Genomic DNA, 20,585 nt, shown 5'->3' with positions numbered 1-20,585 from the left:
GAAAACACGGCAAAACCCGTTGCGCGCCCGCCGCGTTAATCGACCTTAACAACCACCTTGCCGGTGGCCGTCCGGGTGCGCAGCAGGTCCAGCGCCGCGTTGGCCTCTTCCAGCGGCAGCACGTGACTCACATGCGGCTTGATCTTGCCTTGCACGTACCACGCGGTCAGCACCTTGAAGCTGTCGGTCAGCACCTTTGGGTTCACCCGCGTGTAGCCGCCCCAGTAGAACCCGATCACCGTGAGGTTCTTGACCAGCAGATGGTTCGCCGGGATCTGCGGCACCTCGCCGCTCGCAAAGCCCAGGGGAATGAGCCGCGCCTCGGGGTTGCAGGCCCGAAGCGCCGCTTTGAACTGCTCCCCGCCGATGGGATCGTAAACCACATCCGCGCCACCCAAGTCTTTGACAAGGCTGCGAATATCTCCCGTCTCGGAATCGATCAGGTGATCGGCCCCCATGGATTTTGCGACCTCCAGCTTGGCCGCGCCCCGCGCCACCGCGATCACCTCCGCGCCCATCAGCTTGCCCAGCTCCACCGCCGTCAGCCCAACGCCACCCGAGGCACCGAGCACCAACAGCCGCTCGCCCGGCTGCAGATGCGCCTTGTAATCCAGCGCCACGTGGCTGGTGCCATAGGTGATCAGGAAGGCGGCGGCATCCTCCGCGGTCATCTCATCCGGGATCGGCACGCAGACCTCCGCCGGGATCGCCGCGTATTCGGCCAGCGCGCCAAAGCCGCAATAGGCCGCCACCCGCTGTCCTTTGGCAAAGCCCGTCACCCCCTCGCCCAGCGCCGTGATGGTGCCGCACAGCTCCATCCCAATGGTCGCGGGCAGCTCGGGCTTTTCCTGGTAAGTGCCTTTGATGACAAGCAAATCTCCGAAGTTCAGCCCGCAGGTATGCACCTTGACCTGCACCTGCCCCGGCCCCGGTTCGGGTGTTGAAACATCCCGCAGGCTCAGCGGTTGACCGAGTTCGGTGACTTGCATTGCGCGCATGATCTGACCTCTCATCTGCTCGCGCAGATCAGGCCAGAGCGCGCAGGGATGTGCAAGCGGAATGCTAGCTGACGCGGGTCCCGTTCGACCAGACGCCGCGCACAATCGGCGCCTCGCCCAGCACCCGAAACCGGATGAGGTCGGCCCGCAGCCCCGTCTCGATCCGCCCCCGGTCGGCAAGATGGCTGCCTGCGGCCGGGTTCGCCGTGACCGTGGCAAGGCCGCGCGCCATGTCGCCCCAGACCTCACCCAGCTGCACCGCCCCTTTCAGCAGCGCGGCGGGCACATAATCCGATGACAGGATATCGAGCAGATCATGCTCGGCCAGTTCCCGCGCCGCCACATTGCCCGAATGGGATCCACCCCGCACCAGGTTGGGCGCGCCCATGATGATCTGGATTTCCTTGTCACGACAAGCAGTTGCAGCCTCCGTGGTGGTGGGAAACTCGGCCACGCTCACCCCATGCGCAGCCGAGGCCTGCACCTGGTCCGACGTGGTATCGTCATGGCTCGCCAGCGTCGCGCCATAGCGGCGGGCGGCGGCCACCGTCGCGGTCTCATGCCTGTCGCCAAGCCGCGCGCGCAGCTCCGTCAAGCGGATCACATGCGCCTCGAACTCCTCGGCACTCAGGCCCCGTTTGCCCCGCACATAGGCCTCGAACTGGGCCATGTTGCGGAACTGCCGCTGCCCCGGCGTGTGATCCATCAGCGACACGATCCCCACCCGGTCATTGGGCCCGAATTCATCCAGCTCCTCTGGCAGCGTTTCGGAACAGACCTCGGCGCGCAAATGCAGATGGTGGCTGATCCGCAGGGCTCCGCGCTGGCGCATCGCCTCGATCTCATCCGCCAGTTTGCGCGCGTATCGCGGAAAGCGGCTGGGCGTGTCATCGACTATCGAACCCACGCGGATCGCATCAAAAACCGTTGTGACACCAACACTTGCAAGCTCGGCGTCATGGGCGACGATGGCCGCGTCATGAGGCCAGTCGACCTTTGGCCGCGGCTGCATGTGCCGCTCGAGGTTGTCCGTATGCAGTTCGATCAAACCCGGAGAAAGGTAATCTCCTTCGCAGTTGATAGTATCCGCCGCCGTGGTCGTGCCCGTGTCGATGGCTGTGATCTTGCCATCCGTGATGGTCACGCCCCCTTCGATCACCTCGTCCGGCAGGACAATTTTGGCATTGGCGAAGATGGTCCGGGATGTCATGGGCATGTTAACCTGACTTGAAAAACTGTGAGCAGTGAGAGGGACATACACGCATGAGCTATACGCGATACGGGGTCTATTTCACGCCTCGGCCAGGCGCTTTCGCCGAAGCCGGCGCGGCGTGGCTCGGTTGGGACATCGCGACGGGTACTCCAGTGGGCACGCCCGATGATGGCGTGACCAAGCGACCCCGAAAATATGGCTTTCACGGGACGATCAAGCCGCCCTTTCGTTTGACAGAGGGCACGCGGTTCGAGGGTCTGCAAGACGCTGTGACCAATCTGAGCACCCGCCTCGCGCCCGTCGCGCTGGACGGTTTGACGCTGTCGCAGATCGGCTCGTTCATTGCGTTGACGCCCACCGGAGATGTCCGTGATCTGGCCGAGCTGGCCGCCTCGGTCGTCAAGGACCTCGACCCGTTCCGGGCGCCGCAGACAGAAGCCGAAGTCGCGCGCCGCCGCCAATCGAACCTGACGCCCCTGCAAGAGGAGAACCTCGCGCGCTGGGGCTATCCCTATGTGATGGAGGCGTTCAAATTTCACATGACGCTCACCGGCCCCTTGCCACGTGGCCTGACTGGCAAGGTGATGGCGGATGCCAATGCGCATTTCGGCGACGTGCCACCCCGCCCGTTCGTCATCGACAGCCTCACGTTGGTCGGTGAGCGGGATGGCGATATGTTCGAGGAAATTCAACGCTATACCCTCACCGGAAAGTAGAGCGCCTCGATCTCGGCAAGGGTGTCCCCCAGCGGGCGGTCATTGCGCACCTGTGTGATGTCGAGCCCCTCCGGGAGGTCTGCACCCTCCCGCGACAACCGCTTTGCGATGGCCTCGGCGGTCTCGCGCGCGCGTCCAGCGAGGCGCTTGGCAAGCACCTCCGGCGCGGCTGTCAGCCAGATGGTTTTGACCTTGGGAAAGACGTCATTGGCCTCCTGCAGCACGCCGCGCGACAGGTTCACAAGCGCGTCTTGCCCTGAGGCCAGAACCTCACTGACATCGCGCGGAATCCCGTATTGCAGATCATGCGCCCCCCAGGACAGCGCAAACTCTCCCGCAGACTTCCGGCGCTCAAACTCCGCGCGATCAACACCAAAGAAGTCTTCCCCGCCCGAGTCGGTGGGCCGCGTGATCACCCGTTTGACCCGATGCAGATCGGGCCGCGCCTGGCAGAGCGCGTCCATCACAGTGTCCTTCCCGACACCGGACGGGCCCACAACCGCGATGAGGCGCCCCGCCATCAGGCCGCCCTCGGCGCGAAACCGGAGACATCGACGCTGCGGTCACAAACCTGTGCCCGCGCCTCCGCGTCATGGAAAATCCCCAGGATCGCAGCCCCGCGCGCCTTCGCCTCCTCGATCAGCGACAGCACCACGGCGCGGTTCACCGGATCGAGGCTGGCGGTCGGCTCATCCAGCAGCAGAGCAGGATATTCATGCGCGAAGCCGCGCGCGATATTCACCCGCTGCTGCTCACCGCCGGAGAATGTGGTGGGGCTGAGCGGCCAGAGGCGCTCGGGGATGTTGAGCTGACGTAGCAGCTGTTCAGCCCGCGCCAGTGCCGCATCCCGCTCCACTTTCAACTGCAAAAGCGGTTCGGCGACCACATCCAGCGTCGGTACCCTCGGGACCACCCGCAGAAACTGGCTCACATAGCCCAGCGACTGGCGCCGCAAGGCCAGAATGTCCCGCGGCGCGGCGGTGACAAGATCGACGCCGTCGACGACGATCTGTCCCGCATCCGCAAGATAGTTGCCATAGACCATGCGCATCAGCGTCGATTTGCCCGCACCGGAGCTGCCGGTGAGCGCGACGCATTCGCCGGGCTGCACCGCCAAATCCGCACCCTGCATCACCGGGATCACCGCAGCGCCCTGATTGTGCAGAACGAACTGTTTTGAAACGTTTTTGACTGCGATCATGACGCCCTCACACCTGCAATACCGACGCAACGAGCAGCTGCGTATAGCCGTGCTGTGGATCGTCCAGCACCTGATCGGTGAGCCCGCTTTCCACCACATGCCCGTCCTTCATCACCATCAACCGATCCGCCAACAAGCGCACCACCGCAAGATCGTGCGTGACGATGATCGCAGACAGGCCCATCTCGCGCACCAGTCCGCGCAGCAGGTCTAGCAGCCGCGCCTGCACCGAGACATCGAGCCCCCCCGTCGGCTCATCCATGAACACCAGCCGTGGCCCGGTGATCAGATTGCGCGCGATCTGCAGACGCTGCTGCATGCCGCCCGAGAAAGCCGTGGGCCGGTCGTCAATGCGGTCTTCCGCAATCTCAACCCGGCCGAGCCAGTCAATCGCACTGCCCCGTATGTCGCCATAATGCCGCGCGCCCACGGCCATCAACCGCTCGCCGACGTTGCCACCCGCAGAGACATTCATGCGCAGCCCGTCGCGCGCGTGCTGGTGCACGAAGGCCCAGTCGGTGCGGCCCAACATGCGCCGCTCGGGCTCGGACACCTGCAGCGTATCGCGCAAACCGTCCTCGCGTGTTGAAAACTGAACCTCGCCCGCATCCGGTACGAGGTGGCCTGCCATGCAATTCAGAAGGGTCGATTTGCCTGATCCGCTTTCGCCGACGATGCCCATGACCTCGCCGGGGTAGAGGTCGAAGCTCACATCCTTGCAGCCGATCCGCGCGCCATAGAACTTCGACAGCCGGCGCACGGAGAGCAGCACGTCAGCGGTGTGTACCAGGTCCTTCATGCCGCCACCCCTTCCGTGCCGATGTGCCCGTCCGCGCGGCGGCTGGCGCAATAATCGGTGTCGGAGCAGACAAACATACGCGTGCCCGCGTCGTCCATGATCACCTCGTCAAGATAGCTGTCACCGGCTCCGCAGAGCGCACAGTCACCCTCCGCCTTGCTCGCCTCGAAGGGGTGATCGTCAAAATCGAGGCTCACCACCTTGGTGTAAGGCGGCACCGCATAGATACGCTGTTCGCGCCCCGCCCCGAAAAGCTGGATCGCCGGGCTTTCCAGCTTCGGGTTGTCGAATTTGGGGATCGGCGATGGGTCCATCACGTAGCGGTCCTCGACCATCACCGGGTAGGCATATGACGTCGCAATGGCCCCGTGCTGGCTGATATCCTCGTAGAGTTTCACATGCACCAGCCCGTATTCCTCGAGGCTGTGCATCTTGCGGGTCTCGATCTCTGAGGGTTCCATGAACCGCAAGGGCTCGGGGATCGGGACCTGATAAACGAGGATCTGATCTTCGCTCAGCGGCGTCTCGGGGATGCGGTGGCGCGTCTGGACCACGCTTGCCTCGGTCGTCGCTTCGGTCACCGCAACGCCTGCTGTCCGTTCAAAGAACCGCCGGATAGAGACCGCATTCGTCGTATCATCCGAGCCCTGGTCGATCACCTTGAAGGTGTCCTCCGGCGTCATGATCGCGGCCGAGACCTGCACGCCACCGGTGCCCCACCCATAGGGCATCGGCATCTCGCGGCTGGCAAAGGGCACCTGATACCCGGGCACGGCCAGCCCTTTCAGGATCGCACGGCGGATCATGCGCTTGGTCTGCTCGTCGAGATAGGCGAAGTTATAGTCGGTCATATTGCCGCCTCCTTTGGGCGCGACACTGCCCGTCGAGCCATACCGGAGGTGACCGCATGGACGGAGAAATGATTGTAACGCTTGTGATTGGCGGTCTTCTTGCGCTTTTGCTGCTGCGATCCGCCGTAATTATCTTCTGGCCCGACAGCGGGTTTGCGTATTGGTGCGAAAACACTTTTGACTTTGTGGATGATGGTCCGACCATGTCCGACGGCAGCGGGGCCGACGACTGTGGCGGGGATGGGGGCGACTGAGATCATTCGGCGGCCTCCTGCATGGGGCTCTCCGCTTCGGCGCGCATCTTGCGCACCAGTTCCAACTCGGCCTGAAAATCGACGTAGTGGGGCAGCTTGATGTGCTCCAGAAAGCCCGTCGCCTGGATGTTATCCGCGTGATAGAGGACGAATTCCTCATCCTGGGCTGGGGCACCCACGTCATCTTCGCCCAGCTCCTTCCAACGCAGCGCCCGGTCGACCAGCGCCATGGAAATCGCCTTGCGTTCGGACTGTCCAAAGACCAGCCCATAGCCGCGGGTGAACTGCGGCGGCTCGGTCTTTGAGCCTTTGAACTGATTCACGGTCTCGCATTCGCTGACTTCGATCTCGCCAATCTCGATGGCAAAGCCCAGTTCGGGGATGTCCATCTCGACCGGCACAGTGCCGATGCGCAGCTCGCCCACAAACGCGTGGTTGCGCGCATAGCCGCGCTGCGTGGAATAGGCCATGCCGAGGATGAACCCCTCGTCGCCCCGGGTCAGAGACTGCAGGCGCAACGGGCGTTGCGCGGGCAACTCCAATGGTTCACGCGTGAGGTCCGCGGGCATCTCGTCGCTCGGCACCTCGTCCTGGATCAGACCCTCGCTGTTGAGAAACTCGGTAATATGCGGCGTGGGGTCAGTGCGGGGCTCGGCCACGGCTGCCTCCGGCACCTCGCCATCGGCCATCAGTTTGAAGTCCAGCAGGCGGTGCGTGTAATCGAAGGTCGGCCCGAGCACCTGCCCCCCCGGCGCATCCTTGAAGGTGGCCGAGACGCGGCGCGCACATGCCATCTCGCCTGTGTCGATGGGTGTGGACCCGCCGAACCGCGGCAGCGTTGTCCGGTAAGCACGGATCAGGAAAATGGCTTCGATCAGATCGCCCTGCGCCTGCTTGATCGCAAGTGCCGCCAGGTCAGGGTCGTAGAGCGAGCCTTCAGCCATCACCCGGTTCACCGCGAGGCTCAATTGCTCGCGGATTTGCGCGACGCTGAGTTCGGCAACAGAGACATCGCCACGCCGCTTTTCCGCCAGCAGGGCGTGGGCGTTGTCAATCGCCCGCTCGCCCCCTTTCACAGCAACATACATCAGCGCACCTGTGTGGTTCGGGGCAGCGCGGCGATGCGGCTGCCGTGGGTGAGAAACATATCCACGCCAAGCGGATAGAGCCGCGCATTGGCTTGCGAAAACGCTGGGTCGGGCACAGAGAGCTGCGTTTCGGTTTCGATGCCCGGCCCGGTCAGCCGCGCACCCTCGGTCGAAAGGTCCGGCATCTCGACGATCAGTGTGGCGGCCCGGTCGGGGTATTCCGCAGTGCCAATTGCATAGGCGTCATGCGGGGCGAGCGCCGCCCATGTACCAAGCGCAAACATGGCCCCGCGCGCCTCTACAAATGGGGCGCCGGTATGAAATGTGATCCACTCCCGGATCGCCGGGGTGTCATGATCACCTGTGAGGCAAACGGGAGTCTCCGGGTCGCACACAGTCAGCAGCAAGGTCGCCGCGGCCTCCGATAGCGGCGCGGGGCCAACAGCGCCGGAGAGGGCCTCGATGCGCCCGGGCATCGCCATGGCCCGCATCGCGCCCCGAAACGCCGCTGCGGATTGGTGGGGGGCATTTTCAAACCCGCCCGTCAGTGTCTGCACCTGCATCAATCTTCCCCCCGAACCAGCGTGAAGAACTCGACCTTTGTCGCCGCCGCTTTCGCGGCTTTCTGCCGGGCCGCTGCGTCCGCTTCTTCGGCCAAGGGCGTCAGGATGATGCGACGCACCGCAGGCGCTGCATCGGTCTGCATCAGGGCGTCCACCAGCGCAGCTGTCACTGCCTTTGGCTTGTCGCGACCCTGGACATAGCCGTGCCCCACGGTCCCGCAGGCGAGCTTGGTTGCACAGCGCGTGACCGTCATCTCGCCGAGGTTGAAGGGCGCGCCGGTCGCGCCGGCCCGGCCCTGCACCATGACCGCACCCTGCTCGGGGGCGCGCAGAAAGCTGTGCTCAGGCACAAAGCCAGCAGCGTCCCAGAGATCTGCAAGTCGGTCGGCCGGGGCTTTGGCCAGCAAGCTCATCCAAGCCTGCCGATCCGATATTTGAACGGACGCCGTCATCCTAGACAACTCTCCACATTTAATATACAACTATACAAATATATCGCGAAACGCTACGTGTCGCAATCCCAAGCCTTGTGAAGATTTCATGACGACGCCCCATCAGACCAAGAAGACCCCTGTCTGGCGCGCCATCAGCGCCACGCTGAGCAGCGAGATCGCTGAAGGGATTTATACCACCGGAGACAAGCTGCCGACCGAGGCCGCGCTGTCGCAACGTTTTGGCGTCAACCGGCACACTGTGCGCCATGCGCTGTCGTATATGGCGTCGCAGGGGTTGATCGTCGCGCGCAGGGGTGCGGGTGTGTTCGTGACCAGCACACCCACCGACTACCCCATCGGCAAGCGGGTCCGGTTTCACCAAAACATCACAGCAGCGGGCCGCACCCCTGCCAAGGAGGTGCTGAGCGTCGTAACGCGCCGCGCGACGGGGACAGAGGCCGAGGCGTTGGCCTTGCCGCCGCACGCAATGGTGCATTGCTACGAAGGCCTGTCACTGGCTGACGGGATGCCGATTGCGCTGTTTCAAAGCATCTTTCCAGCGGATCGCTTTGCCACGCTGCCTGAGCAATTGGAGCGCCGCTCCTCCGTCACCGCTGCCATGCGCGCACATGGGGTGACCGACTATACGCGCATCTGGACCCGGCTGACCGCCAAGCGGGCCACGGCGACACAAGCGGGCCTTCTGCGCATCGAAGAAGGCGGCCCGATCATGCGCTCGGTCGGAGTGAATGCAGACCTGGAGGGCACACCGGTGGAATACGGCCGCACGTGGTTTGTCGGCGACCGGGTGACGCTGACCCTCGACACACCAGACTAGCTGTCACACAGCTGTTGTGCTTTTCTGCCATGGATCGTGAAAACGATTCTCAGAGCAGCGAATTTCCGATGACACTCCCCCCTCTCACGCTGAATGGCGCGATGGTTCTCGGGCCTGCGGGGCTGACGGACGCGCCCCTGTCGATCCGGGACGGCAAGATTACCGAAGAGGCCGGGCATCCGGTCGATCTGCGCGGCAATTACGTCCTGCCCGGGATCATCGATCTGCATGGCGATGCCTTCGAGCGGCAGGTGGCCCCGCGCCCCTCTGCCGTCTTCCCCCTCGACCAGGCGCTGCGGGCAACCGATTGCGAAGCCGCCGCCCACGGGGTCACCACCGCCTGGATGGCGCAGAGCTGGTCCTGGGAAGGCGGGCTGCGGGGTCCGGAGTTCACGCTGCGCCTGCTGGATGCGCTGGCCACATACCGGCCTCAGGCAATGACGGATTTGCGGGTGCAGCTTCGCATCGAAACGCACACCGTTGAGACGCTGGAGCAGTTGAAGGACGCGATCGCCATCCATGGCGTGGACTATGCGGTCTTCAACAACCATCTGCCTGAGGCGCGGCAAATGGCACGCTCCAACCCGGAAGAAATCCTGGGGTGGGCAAAGAAGGCCAAGCGGACGCCGGATGAACACATGGCCGTTGTCGATGAGGCCTTCCTGCAGGCGCCGCGGGTGCCGCGATACCTCTGCAACCTGGCCGCCTTCTTTGACGCGCAGGGTCTGCGCTACGGCAGCCACGACGACGGGTCGGCGGAGACGCGGTGCTACTATAACGAAATCGGCGCAAAGATCTGCGAGTTTCCGACGAGCCAGGCGGCAGCGCGCGCGGCGCGCAGCCTTGAAAACCCGATCCTGATGGGCGCGCCGAATGTGGTGCGCGGCGGCTCGCAATCCGGGAACGTCGCCGCATTGGAGCTGATCAAGGCGGGGCTCTGCGATGTGCTGGTCTCCGACTATCACTACCCCTCGCTGGCGCAGGCGGCCTTTGCGCTGGTAACCGCTGGAACCTTGCCTCTGGCGGAGGCCTGGGCGTTGATCTCCAGCCGCCCGGCGCGGGTGATGGGCTTGTCTGACCGGGGCACGCTGGCACCTGGAAAGCGCGCGGATTTGATTGTCGTAGATCAGGAAACCCATCGCGTCACAGCGACGATCTCTGCGGGGCGCCTCGCGCATCTGAGCGGCGAGACGGGGCAGCGATTCATGTCAGGTGTGGCCCCACTGGCACAGGCCGCCGAGTAGGCATCAGGTCTCGTATTTTTCGAGAAAGGCCTCGGCGGGCAGCCTGCGGAAGTCCTCCAGCGCATCGCGGATCTGTGCATGATCCCAGTCCCACCAAGCCAAGGCGATCAGCCGCTCGGCAATTGCATCGGGCTGACGACGGCGCAGCGGTTTTGCGGGCAGCCCCGCAACGATGGTGTAGGGTGCGACAGATTTCGTCACCACCGCGCCCGCGGCCACAACAGCGCCATGGCCGATCTCGACTTCGGGCTTGATCTGCGCGTTGTGACCAATCCAGGTGTCATGCCCGATCACCGCGCGCCGCGCCCGGCGTTTGGTGAACCACGCGGCATCGTGCTCGGCGTCGTCCCAATAGTCCGAGGAGCGGTACATGAAATGATGCAGCGAGGCGCGGTCGAGCGGATGGTCCGTAGCGCCGATCCGGACAAAACTCGCAATGTTGGCGAACTTGCCAATGCTGGCGTTGGCAATGTCACAAACACGGTCGCAGTAGGAATAGTCTCCAAGGCTCGCATGAGCGATCCGGCTGCCCCGCCCGATCTCCACATAGCGACCCATCTCCACCTCAGTGATCTCGCAGTCGGGGTGGATTGTCGGCTCGGAAGCACTCAGTTTCACGCCGGTTTCCCGTGGATCAGACGACGCCGCAGCCAGCCCGAGACCGTGTCCATCAGCATGACCATCAGGACGATCAGAATGATGTAATAGGTCACCTCTTCCCAGTCCTTCTGGGTGATGATCGCCTGGGTGAGCAAGAGCCCGATGCCCCCGCCCGTGATGGCACCGATCACTGTAGCGGAGCGGACGTTGGACTCGAGGAAGTAGAGGATCTGGCTGAGCAGGATCGGCGTGATCTGCGGGATCACACCAAAGCGATAGCGCTGCATGGGCTTCGCTCCGGTCGAACGAATGCCCTCGATCTGCTTGTCATCCACGTTCTCCAGCGCTTCGGAGAATATCTTGCCAAAGGTGCCCGCGTCGGTGATCAACATGGCCAGCGCACCCGTCAGAGGACCCGGGCCAAACGCGCGGCTGAGGATCACCGTCCAGATCAGCCCATCGACCCCGCGCACGAAGTCAAAGAGCCTGCGGGCGGCGAAGCGCGCGGCCCCCAGCGGGGTAAAGTTGCGCGCCGCCAAGAACGCCAGCGGCAAGGCGATGATCGCGCCACCGATGGTCCCGAGGAACGCCATCAGAATGGTCTCGAAGATGGCCCACGCCACGTCACCGTGCCGCCACATCCGGTTGGTCCAGAAGTCGTGCCAGATCGCGCTCGCCTCACCCGATGTTGCGCGTTTCAAGACCTCGCCCGGGCTAATCCCGTGATAGGGGCTGTCGAGCGTGAAGAAGAACAGCTCCCAGCCGGTGAAATATCGGAAGACCTCGGTGCGGTTCCGGGTGATCGTCAAGCGCCCCGCATCGGTGGTGATCGCCAGCCGATTTTTCGACGCGCTGATCCACTCCGGCACATCGCCATCGGGCAGTGTTGCATTGACACCAGTGCGCCCGGGGCGTGCGGTGACAAGCCCGTAGCCGGGAATGTCGTACCGGATCTCTTCCGGCCCGAAGAAAACAACATGGCCGTCGTCCAGATCAATCCGGGTGGTCTCGCCCAACGCAACCCACGACGGCGACGTGCCAGGCGCATAGCGGCCCTTGCGGTCGCCCTCGATGGCAACATCGACCTCGCCGTCCCGATTGTCACGGGTGACGTGGGTCTTGTAGCTGTAGCTGTCCGAAATCAGGATGCGGGCGTTCTCCGGGTCGGCCTTGCGGATCATCTCCGGCGTGCCAAAGGCAAAGAATGTGTAGACGAGATAGCCCAGAATGATCGTAGGGATCGCAGCGGCGACCAGCCGCTTGCGCCGGAGCAGACGACGCGCGTCGGAAAGAATGGCTGTGTCGCTCATGATCTGCCCCCTTCTACAAGTTTGTGGCGGGCGTAAGAGGACAGTTGGTCGAAGAACACGATGGCGCCGAACAGCAGGATGAAGATGGCTGCCGCCTCGTCGAACTTGCCCTGCCCCCAGCTCATGGTGTTTTTCAGGTCATAGCCGATACCGCCTGCGCCCACGAAGCCGAGGATGGCGGAGGCGCGGATGTTGATCTCGAACCGCAAGAGCGCATAGCTGAGGTAGTTCGGTGCGACCTGCGGCACCACGCCCAGCATCATGCGCTGGGACCAGTTGGCGCCAACCGAGGCGAGGCCTTCCACCGGTTTGAGTGACGCGTTTTCATTCACCTCGGAGAAGAGTTTGCCAATCGCGCCGGCGGAATGCAGCGCGATGGCGATCATCGCGGGTACTGGTCCTACGCCCAGCATGAAGATCAGCACCAGCGCGATCACGATCTCCGGGATTGCGCGGAGGATGTCACTGGTCCTGCGAAAGACACCCACGAGCGACGGCCAGCGGGCCAGCCCGCGCGTCGACAGCAGCGACAGGATCGTGCCGGCGATCACGCCCAGAAGCGTGGCCGCGGCGGCGATGTTGATCGTCTCCAGAAGCGACGGCAGATACTTGATCAGATGGCCGGGCAGCAGGTGCGACTTTTCCCAGGCTTCGGCCACGACCTCTGCCGGGAAGTCGAAGATATTGTCGATACCGTTCCAGAACCCACCGGCATTGCGCGCATCTGCGGTCATGAAGCCTGCGACCAGCAGCGCGACAAACAGAGCGAGCATCGCGCCATTCCACATGCGGCGGGTGCGGATCAGCCGGGCATAGCCTGCCTGCATGTCCGACAGGCCACCTGCCTGAACCGTTGTATCCGCCATTCGCGCCCCCCGCATCGAATAAAGCGGGCCCTCGGAAGAAAGGCCCGCTTTGTCGTCATGAAAAGTCTTGGATCAGTTGGCTTTGGCTTTGCGCGCTTCGACGATGGACACGTAGGCCTCATGCGTGATCGGATCGAAGCCCAGGCTTTCACCGGCCGAGATGTTGTAGGCGCACTCGGGATCGGTTTCGTACATATTGTCGATCAGCGTCGTCATCGTCGCCTTCACGTCCTCAGGCAGGGCGCTGCGCAGCACGATAGGGCCTTCCGGGATCGGCTTGGAGCGCCAGATTTCCACCAGGTCGTTCATGTCGATCAGACCATTGTCGACCATCTTGCGCAGCTGACCGGAGTTGTAGCCGTCTTCCCAGTTGCCCTGGCCGTCGGCCCAGGTCACGCCACCGTCGATGTCACCGTTCACGACCGCCAGAACGGTCTGCTCGTGACCGCCGGTGAATTTCACTTCACCGAAGTAGTCGCCGGAGTTCATGGTGATCTCGTCACCTTCCTGCGGGATCTCGATGGAGGGGATCAGGTAGCCGGAGGTCGAGTTCGGATCACCGAAGCCAAAGACCTTGCCCTGCAGGTCTTCCAGCGAGGTGATGCCGCTGTCCTTGCGGGCAAACCCGATGGAGTGATAGCCATAGGAGCCGTCAAGGTTGATCTTGACCAGCACCGCTTCCACCGCTTCCGGGTCCTGAATGTGGACCGCTGCATAAGAGGACGCCCCCAGCCAAGCATAGTCCATGGTGCCACCCAGCAGGCCCTGGATCACGCCATTGTAGTCAGCGGGCGTGAAGATCTTGACCGGCACGCCAAGGGCTTCTTCAGTGTATTCCTTCAGGCACTCATGCGCGTTCAGACGGTCCTGAGCGTTCTCACCGCCTAGGATGCCAATGCGGAATTCCGTGATGCCTTCGGCAAAGCCCGTGGAGGTCAGGGCCGTTGTGGCCACGAGGGCGCAGATCAGTTTTTTCATGGGTCAAGTCTCTCTTGGTTTGCGCCGCCCCTCCCAAAGACGCGGCTGTGAAAAAGGAAAGGTTAAACGTCGGCGAGCGCGCGAAGCCGGGCGGCTTCGTCAGCGTCAGACCGGTCGAGCTGTTCGATCTCGGTCGAGGTCGCGCTTTCGGAGAAATCCGCATCGGCGCCATAGATGTCGCGGGCGGCTGCGGTGCTCAGCTGCTCCGGCGTGCCATCAAACACGATGCGCCCGTCGCGCATCCCGATCACGCGGTCGCAGTAGCGCCGCGCGGTATCGAGCGTGTGCAGGTTGGCGATGACGGTGCGCCCGTCTTCTTCGTGAATGCGACGCAGCGCGCGCATCACGACCTGGGCGTTCATCGGATCAAGCGATGCAATGGGCTCGTCCGCAAGGATGATTTTGGGGTCTTGCATCAGCGCCCGGGCAATCGCCACGCGCTGCTGCTGCCCGCCGGAGAGGTCCTCTGCCCGTTTCGCCGCATGTTCGGCGATGCCTAGCCGATCCAGAATGGCGATGGCCTGTTCGATATCCGCATCTGGAAACAGGTTGAACATCGTCGCAAAGGTCGACCGGCGGTTCAGCGTTCCGTGCAAAACGTTCGACACCACATCCATGCGCAGCACGAGGTTGAATTGCTGGAAGATCATCGCGCATTCGGACTGCCACGCGCGCTTGGCCGCGCCGCGCAGCGCCGTCACCTCGCGCCCGTCGAAAACGATCCGCCCACTGGTGACATCCGTCAGGCGGTTGATCATGCGCAAGAGCGTGGACTTGCCCGCCCCGGACCGCCCGATGATCCCGATCATCGACGGTTTTGAGACTTCAATATTGGCGGCTTTAACTGCCGTATTCTGTCCGAACTCTTTGGTCAGATCTGTTATTGTCAGCATCGTATCCCCCGACGTTGGGGGCTGCTTACGGAGTGCTCATGAACCGACTGTGACAAAATCAATAAGATTTTGTAACAGGCCCAAGCATTTGAAAGGTATATGAAAAATTCCTACCAGAGACAGAATTACCCGCCTGAGCGGTCAATTTTGGTGGATAAGATAGGCAGTGATCCGCACAACGGCGGATCAGGTGTCAGAGAAATCCGAGGCGGTCGAGGGCTTTCTTGGCATCGTCGCGTTCGGTCTGAGTTCCAAACAGAAGGTCGTTGTTGAGGGTGGTCACCACCCGGCTCAAGGACCGCTCCTTGATGCATCGTCTGACAAAGGGAGCAACATCGTTTTCATCGAGACCCAAAACACCTTGCGACATCTTCGTTTCGGAAATGGTCTCGTGCTTCATCGTATCCCCCGACCCAAGCGATTCTCTGACTGCAGATTACTGGGCCGATCACGTCTCTGTCATGCAGAGTTTGACAGCGCCCGACCCGAAATGGGCCAAGCGCCGTCCAATGCCTTGAGATTGAGCCAAATTATTCTTCGACCGATCCGATGCTGAAGAACATTGTCTCGCCGGAATGGTCATCGACCCCGTCATTGTCCGTCGACACCCAGGCCGTTCCATCCGACATGATCGCTAGCCCTTCGACCTTGTCGAGCACATAGCCACCGGTCGATGTGAGGTCCGGGATCAGGTCGCGGACCAGGGTTTTGGTCACGACCGGAAGCTCGGAGCCGAGCGCGGCGGGGGTCATTTCTGCCAGCGGAACCGAATAGATCTTCTTGGTGACCGCCTCGAGCCCGTGCTGGTTGTCACGCTCCACGACGTAGACCTGATCGCCGTGCACGGTCATGTCGCTGAGGCCCACCCAGCCCTTATCAGGCGCCGCTTTGGGATAGAGCACGGCCCCCCATTCCTCGGTATCGAGATTGTAGGCAACGAGTTTCACGTGGTTCTCCGGGTCGTCCTTCCACTCCCGCTGAACCGGCATCCAGAGGATGTCGCCCACCATCGTGATGCCTTCGAAGCCGAAGCGTTTCTCCACCGCCATCAACTCGGGCGGCAGGCCGATCTCGTCTTCAATCTGGCCGTCAGCGCCAACGTGGTAGAGCGCGTGCGGGATGACACGGTCGGTGCGGCCTTCGGAGGCCACCCAGAAGCCGCCCTCGCCATCGAGGACGATCCCCTCCATGTCGATTTTCTGCGCTGGCATCCCGTTGCGGGTCACGTCAATCGCCTCGACGATCCGCGCAGGTGTGCCGGACGGATCGATCTTGAAGATGCGCGGCTGATAGCCATAAAAACTGTCCGATACCGCGTAGATCATGCCGGCGGCATCCGCGACCATGCCCGAAATCGCGCCCCAACCGGTCAGCGTGTCCATGCCCGCGGACGTCAGATGCGGGTACGACGCGGGCCCCTCGGCATATTGATAGAGCATCACATGCGCGCGGGCCGCCCCATCTTCGAGGCCGTCAAATTCATTGGCTGTAGCCAACAGACCGCGCTCGGGGATCGCGACCGCACCCTCTGGCGAAATCCCCGACGGCAGCAGCTGTTTCAGCACCGGATTGGCCGGATCGCTCACGTCATAGACCGCGACCACCGACGCACGTTCGGCCATCACGAAGACGTAAGGTGTCCCCTCGAAGATCCCGAACTCCATGCCTTCAGGCTCAGCGCCCTTGCTGTCAGAACGCTTGTCCGGATAATGCCCGATCTCGACAATCGCATGTTCGAGCGCGGCGCCGCTCTCCCAGACCAGCGTGCCGTCCTTGTGGAAGATGGTCATGCCACGGGACCCGCCGTCCATGTCGCCTTCGTTGGCGATGGCGAAATGGTTGTCGTCGATCCACTGCACGCCATCAGGCTCGCGCAGACGGCCCGGCTGGCTTTGGTCAAAGGTCAGTGCGGCGCGTTCGTCCGTGATGTCGATGCCGTCGAGATCTACGGCACCTGCCGAAAAGTGCGACACGAGGCTGCCGTCCTTGGCCACAACTGCGATGTGGTTGTTCTCCTGCAGAGTGACCACAACCTCGCCAAGGTTATTGATATCCACGAACTCCGGTTCGGGGTCTTCACCTGCCACATCGGCCAGCCCGGTCAGGCTCGCCCGGCGCAGGGTGCCGCAATCCAGAGTCCCGTCTGCGACGTCGATCATCACCAGATCACCTGCTGGCATTTGCGGCACGCGACCATCGCCCAGGTCTTCATCGCGTTCGTTTTCGATCGCTACCGCTATGAACGACCCATCCTTGGCCCGCGCGGTGCTGTCAGGTTGGCCGCCCAGATCGCAGGTGGCCGTGATGCTCATGTCCGCGAGGTTCACGGCCTTCACGAACCCGGAGGGCGCGGTGTAGCTCTCGGAGGTGTTTACCCCGACGAAGGCCGTGTTGCCGATGATCGACACGGCGGTCGGCTCGCCATCCACCGCCAGTGTACCCTTGGGCGTGGGTGCTGCCGGTTCGGTGATATCAATCGCGCCAATCACACCGGCCGGGCTGTCCGTATAGACCAGGGTCATGCCATCTGCCGTCGCGTCGATGATCTCGGCCGATGTCTTGTCCGGCACTGCGCCGTCGAAATTCGACGTCACGGGGAAGGACGCAATGCGGTTGAAATTCATTTCGGCATAGGCAGGCGTGAACGCAGCAGTCGCGAGCAGCGTGCTGGTCAGCAGCAGTGTCTTGGTCATTGAAAACTCCATGGTCTTGAGATGCCGGCAAGGGCGCAGGCTCACGACACAAAGAGATGACGCTTATGTATCAGTTTTATGAACTCTCAAGACGCGGCCAGCATCAGGTCCGAGGCTTTCTCTCCGATCATGATCGCGGGCGCATTGGTATTACCCGAGACGATCTCGGGCATGATCGAGCAATCCGCCACGCGCAGGCCCTGAATGCCATGTACCTTGAGCTCGGCATCGACAACCGCATCCGCGTCCGAGCCCATCTTGCAGGTGCCCGTCGGGTGATAGATCGACGCGGTGTTGCTGCGCGCCCAATCGAGCGTAGCGTCATAATCCTCCATGTCGAGGCTTGCATGCGGGCGGAACTCTTCTGAAATCTTCGAGGTCAGCGGGGCATGGCGCGCAATCTGGCGCGCGATGTTCACCCCGGCCACGACCGTCCGGCAGTCCGTCTCGGTTGAGAGGTAGTTCGGGATGATCTTCGGATACTCCCGCGGCTTGGCTGAATTCAACCGGATTTCCCCTTTGCTTTCAGGGCGCAGCTGGCACACGGACATCGTGAAAGCGGAGAACTTATCCGCGCCCTTGCCCGGGTTCTCTGCCGAGAGCGGCTGGACGTGGAACTGAATGTCCGGCGTCTCGATATCTTCACGGGTCTTCAGGAATCCGGTGGCGAGGCTGGCTGCCATCGTCATGGGGCCTGCGCGGAACATCAGGTATTTCAGCCCGATCTTGGCTTGCCCAAAGAGGCTTGAGACCTCGTCGTTCAGCGTCGGTTCGTTGCATTTATAGACCAGGCGCGCCTGCAGATGGTCCTGCATGTTCTTTCCCACACCCTTGAGATCCTTCTTCACCTCAATCCCGTGTTCAGCAAGCTGCTCCGCCTCGCCAATGCCCGACAGCATCAACAGCTGTGGCGAATTGATAGCACCACCACAGAGCACGATTTCGCGGCGCGCGGTCACGGTTTGCAGGTTACCGCCGCGATCCTGATAGCTGACGCCGGTGGCGCGGCCTTCGGTGATTTCGATCTTGTCCACCTGCGCATGGGTGATGATCTGAAGATTTGGTCGGTTCTTCACCGGGTTCAGGTACGCCACCGCAGAACTGCACCGGCGCCCGTTGCGCGCGGTCAGCTGAAAAAATCCTACGCCTTCCTGGTCTGCGCCATTGTAATCCGGGTTGAACTTGTACCCCGCTGCTTGTGCTGCCGCGACCCAGGCATCGGTGATCGGGCGCTGAATGCGCATGTTGGACACAGACAGCGGGCCTTCATCGCCATGGTACTCGTCTGCCCCGCGCTCGTTGTTCTCGGCGCGCTTGAAAAGAGGTAAAACGTCGTCCCAGCCCCATCCGCTATTGCCCATTTGACGCCAACGGTCATAGTCTTGAGGTTGACCGCGAACGTAGAGGAGGCCGTTCAAGGAAGATGACCCACCCAGGACCTTGCCGCGGGGCCATTCGATGGAGCGCCCATTCAGCCCCGGATCCGGCTCGGTCTTGTAGCACCAGTCAACGGACGGATTGTGGATTGTCTTGAAGTAGCCAACGGGGATGTGAATCCAGGGGTTCCAGTCCCGTCCGCCCGCTTCGAGCAAGATCACCTTGTTGTTGGGGTTGGCGCTCAGCCGATTGGCCAGCACACACCCGGCAGACCCGGCACCGACGACGATAAAATCAGCTTCCACTTCGACCTCCCAAGTACACTGTGAAAAAAAGTCTATGCAAAAAGAACTAATCATACTAGTGTTTTTTGGGACTACTAGTCTCAATAAATGACATTCAGGGAGGAAGTCATGAAAGTTCAGAATAATATCAAGCACCTGTCGCGTCGGGATTTATTCCGCGTCGCGGGCCGCTATGGTCTCAGCTCGACGCTGCTGGCCGCGGGTACTTTCGGCGGGGCCATGAGCCTGTCGAATCTGGCGCAAGCCGCTGAATCCTCATATGAAAAGCGCTTTGCGAAAGAGCCGAAGTTCACCTTGAAGATGGGTGCGGCGGGCTTCAACCCGCAAAACCTGCTGATCGAGCGTGCTGGCGTTCTGGAGTTCGCGCGGGACCTGGAAAGCCGTACAGACGGTGAGATTCGCGTCGAGTTCATCGGCAACAATCAGATCTGCAACCAGCTCTCCTGTGTCGAGAAAACGCAGCAGGGCATCGTCGATATGTACGCCGCCTCGACCCAGAACTCGGCAGGTGGTGCGCCTTATCTGAACGTTCTCGACTACGCCTACATGTTCCGGACCCGTGCGGACCAATACTACTTCATGTACAGCCCGGAATCGCAGCGCATCCTGCGCGAGCCCTTCGAGAAGCGCCACGGCCTGAAATTCCTGTTCAGCCACGCCGAACTGCGGGGCATCCAGCTGGGTCTGGCTTGGGAAGACAAACCCACCGTGACCAGCATCGAAGAGCTCTTCGGCTCCAAGAACCGCGTCACCGGCACACAGCTGGGCCGCATCGCGATGAACGCGCTGCAGCTGAATCCGGTGCCAATCGCCTGGGAAGAGACGCTCGATGGTCTGAAGCAAGGCCTGATTGACGGCGCCGAGACCTGGGCCTCTGCTGTGGCTTACGCGAACATGTCGCCCGTGGTCAGCCAGTCCGTTGATCTGCGCTTCTTCTGCGGCACAGAGCACACCGCGATGTCGGCATCCGTCTTCGACAGCCTCGGCGGCGAGTTGCAGGACGCGGTCATGGAAGCGTCCTACCTCACACAGGTGCACGTACAGGCGGCCAACGAAGCGGCTCTGGTCAATACCGTTGGTGCAACCGACCCGCAGCTTCCCGGCACGATCTTTGCCGAGAACAACGTCCGCATGGCGACCCTGTCGGACGAAGAGCGCCGGAAAGCCGAAGAGATGTGCTCGCCCGAGTTCCAGCCGCAACTCTGGGAGCAGTGGCGCGAGCGGATCAACGGCTGGGCCGGTGGCATCGACACCTACCAGGACATCTACAACGAAGTCCGCAACAACCCCCACACGCTGGCCGAAAACGTCGAGCCACGTCGCTGGTGGAAGGCATAAGCCGCGCGCTTCATGCACACAGCCGG

At 62.3% G+C, this 20,585-nt stretch carries 21 protein-coding genes; 5 read left to right on the top strand and 16 right to left on the bottom strand.

All coding sequences use genetic code 11. From position 1 onward, the window contains the following. Positions 1-35: 35 nt before the first annotated feature. Both ACVC7O_RS04245 and ACVC7O_RS04240 read right to left on the bottom strand, forming a co-directional pair. The gene (locus tag ACVC7O_RS04245; protein ID WP_458324842.1) at positions 36-998 is read right to left on the bottom strand and encodes an NADPH:quinone oxidoreductase family protein; all 963 of its coding nucleotides are present in this window, start codon (positions 996-998) and stop codon (positions 36-38) included. 64 nt (positions 999-1,062) lie between these two features. Further along, positions 1,063-2,208, bottom strand: coding sequence for an alpha-D-ribose 1-methylphosphonate 5-triphosphate diphosphatase (locus ACVC7O_RS04240; RefSeq protein WP_458324841.1), 1,146 nt, complete (start codon positions 2,206-2,208; stop codon positions 1,063-1,065). A gap of 53 nt (positions 2,209-2,261) precedes the next feature. On the opposite strand from ACVC7O_RS04240, the gene ACVC7O_RS04235 reads away from it, so the two are divergent. Continuing rightward, positions 2,262-2,927 carry a DUF1045 domain-containing protein gene (locus ACVC7O_RS04235; protein WP_458324840.1) on the top strand — a complete coding sequence of 222 codons (666 nt, stop codon included), beginning with the start codon at positions 2,262-2,264 and terminating at the stop codon, positions 2,925-2,927. On the opposite strand, the gene phnN is transcribed toward ACVC7O_RS04235, so the two are convergent. Genes phnN through ACVC7O_RS04215 form a run of 4 tightly spaced genes read right to left on the bottom strand, consistent with a single transcriptional unit; the run spans position 2,906 to position 5,778 of the window. Beyond that, positions 2,906-3,448: a phosphonate metabolism protein/1,5-bisphosphokinase (PRPP-forming) PhnN gene (gene phnN, locus ACVC7O_RS04230; protein WP_458324839.1), complete on the bottom strand. Its 543-nt coding sequence runs from the start codon at positions 3,446-3,448 to the stop codon at positions 2,906-2,908. The two genes, ACVC7O_RS04235 and phnN, sit on opposite strands and share 22 nt — an antisense overlap. Further along, the gene (gene phnL / locus ACVC7O_RS04225; protein ID WP_458324838.1) at positions 3,448-4,128 is read right to left on the bottom strand and encodes a phosphonate C-P lyase system protein PhnL; all 681 of its coding nucleotides are present in this window, start codon (positions 4,126-4,128) and stop codon (positions 3,448-3,450) included. Before phnL ends, phnN begins: the two co-directional genes overlap by 1 nt. 7 nt (positions 4,129-4,135) lie before the next feature. Then, positions 4,136-4,927, bottom strand: coding sequence for a phosphonate C-P lyase system protein PhnK (phnK, locus tag ACVC7O_RS04220; protein ID WP_458324837.1), 792 nt, complete (start codon positions 4,925-4,927; stop codon positions 4,136-4,138). After that, on the bottom strand, positions 4,924-5,778 hold the full coding sequence (locus ACVC7O_RS04215; protein WP_458324836.1) for an alpha-D-ribose 1-methylphosphonate 5-phosphate C-P-lyase PhnJ: 855 nt from the start codon (positions 5,776-5,778) through the stop codon (positions 4,924-4,926). Before ACVC7O_RS04215 ends, phnK begins: the two co-directional genes overlap by 4 nt. A 68-nt stretch (positions 5,779-5,846) precedes the next feature. On the opposite strand from ACVC7O_RS04215, the gene ACVC7O_RS04210 reads away from it, so the two are divergent. Further along, entirely contained in the window at positions 5,847-6,032 is a 186-nt protein-coding gene (locus tag ACVC7O_RS04210; RefSeq protein ID WP_458324835.1) for a hypothetical protein, read from the top strand. A gap of 2 nt (positions 6,033-6,034) precedes the next feature. Here the strand turns inward: ACVC7O_RS04210 and ACVC7O_RS04205 are convergent, their stop codons facing one another. Genes ACVC7O_RS04205 through phnG form a run of 3 tightly spaced genes read right to left on the bottom strand, consistent with a single transcriptional unit; the run spans position 6,035 to position 8,096 of the window. Continuing rightward, on the bottom strand, positions 6,035-7,120 hold the full coding sequence (locus tag ACVC7O_RS04205; protein WP_458324834.1) for a carbon-phosphorus lyase complex subunit PhnI: 1,086 nt from the start codon (positions 7,118-7,120) through the stop codon (positions 6,035-6,037). Beyond that, complete coding sequence (gene phnH, locus ACVC7O_RS04200; protein ID WP_458324833.1) at positions 7,120-7,683, bottom strand: phosphonate C-P lyase system protein PhnH; 564 nt, start codon at positions 7,681-7,683, stop codon at positions 7,120-7,122. Before phnH ends, ACVC7O_RS04205 begins: the two co-directional genes overlap by 1 nt. After that, a complete protein-coding gene (phnG, locus tag ACVC7O_RS04195) occupies positions 7,683-8,096 on the bottom strand; it encodes a phosphonate C-P lyase system protein PhnG (RefSeq protein WP_458324832.1) in 414 nt (137 codons plus the stop codon). The genes phnH and phnG overlap by 1 nt, the downstream gene beginning before the upstream one ends. Positions 8,097-8,223: 127 nt before the next feature. Here phnG and phnF point away from each other — a divergent pair, with 127 nt between their 5' ends. Both phnF and ACVC7O_RS04185 read left to right on the top strand, forming a co-directional pair. Beyond that, a complete protein-coding gene (gene phnF, locus ACVC7O_RS04190) occupies positions 8,224-8,955 on the top strand; it encodes a phosphonate metabolism transcriptional regulator PhnF (RefSeq protein ID WP_458324831.1) in 732 nt (243 codons plus the stop codon). A 68-nt stretch (positions 8,956-9,023) separates the two neighbouring features. After that, the gene (locus tag ACVC7O_RS04185) at positions 9,024-10,199 is read left to right on the top strand and encodes an alpha-D-ribose 1-methylphosphonate 5-triphosphate diphosphatase (RefSeq protein ID WP_458324830.1); all 1,176 of its coding nucleotides are present in this window, start codon (positions 9,024-9,026) and stop codon (positions 10,197-10,199) included. Positions 10,200-10,202: 3 nt separating this feature from the next. On the opposite strand, the gene ACVC7O_RS04180 is transcribed toward ACVC7O_RS04185, so the two are convergent. The 7 genes from ACVC7O_RS04180 to ACVC7O_RS04150 all read right to left on the bottom strand — a co-directional run bounded on the left by ACVC7O_RS04180 (position 10,203) and on the right by ACVC7O_RS04150 (position 19,221). Then, on the bottom strand, positions 10,203-10,757 hold the full coding sequence (locus ACVC7O_RS04180; RefSeq protein ID WP_458326035.1) for a chloramphenicol acetyltransferase: 555 nt from the start codon (positions 10,755-10,757) through the stop codon (positions 10,203-10,205). A gap of 56 nt (positions 10,758-10,813) precedes the next feature. Beyond that, the gene (gene phnE / locus ACVC7O_RS04175) at positions 10,814-12,109 is read right to left on the bottom strand and encodes a phosphonate ABC transporter, permease protein PhnE (RefSeq protein ID WP_458324829.1); all 1,296 of its coding nucleotides are present in this window, start codon (positions 12,107-12,109) and stop codon (positions 10,814-10,816) included. Continuing rightward, complete coding sequence (gene phnE / locus ACVC7O_RS04170; RefSeq protein WP_458324828.1) at positions 12,106-12,975, bottom strand: phosphonate ABC transporter, permease protein PhnE; 870 nt, start codon at positions 12,973-12,975, stop codon at positions 12,106-12,108. The genes phnE (ACVC7O_RS04175) and phnE (ACVC7O_RS04170) overlap by 4 nt, the downstream gene beginning before the upstream one ends. 72 nt (positions 12,976-13,047) lie before the next feature. Beyond that, the gene (phnD, locus tag ACVC7O_RS04165) at positions 13,048-13,953 is read right to left on the bottom strand and encodes a phosphonate ABC transporter substrate-binding protein (protein ID WP_458324827.1); all 906 of its coding nucleotides are present in this window, start codon (positions 13,951-13,953) and stop codon (positions 13,048-13,050) included. A 62-nt stretch (positions 13,954-14,015) separates the two neighbouring features. Beyond that, the gene (gene phnC / locus ACVC7O_RS04160; RefSeq protein WP_458324826.1) at positions 14,016-14,846 is read right to left on the bottom strand and encodes a phosphonate ABC transporter ATP-binding protein; all 831 of its coding nucleotides are present in this window, start codon (positions 14,844-14,846) and stop codon (positions 14,016-14,018) included. A 530-nt stretch (positions 14,847-15,376) separates the two neighbouring features. Further along, positions 15,377-17,539, bottom strand: coding sequence for an esterase-like activity of phytase family protein (locus ACVC7O_RS04155; RefSeq protein WP_458324825.1), 2,163 nt, complete (start codon positions 17,537-17,539; stop codon positions 15,377-15,379). Between the two features lie 86 nt (positions 17,540-17,625). Beyond that, positions 17,626-19,221 carry a GMC family oxidoreductase gene (locus tag ACVC7O_RS04150; protein ID WP_458324824.1) on the bottom strand — a complete coding sequence of 532 codons (1,596 nt, stop codon included), beginning with the start codon at positions 19,219-19,221 and terminating at the stop codon, positions 17,626-17,628. A gap of 108 nt (positions 19,222-19,329) precedes the next feature. Here ACVC7O_RS04150 and ACVC7O_RS04145 point away from each other — a divergent pair, with 108 nt between their 5' ends. Further along, the gene (locus ACVC7O_RS04145; RefSeq protein ID WP_458324823.1) at positions 19,330-20,559 is read left to right on the top strand and encodes a TRAP transporter substrate-binding protein; all 1,230 of its coding nucleotides are present in this window, start codon (positions 19,330-19,332) and stop codon (positions 20,557-20,559) included. Positions 20,560-20,585 lie beyond the last annotated feature (26 nt).

The organism is Roseobacter cerffii (assembly GCF_054226325.1).
Note: the sequence above shows the minus strand (reverse complement) of the source record. Positions and strands in the feature narration are given on the sequence as shown.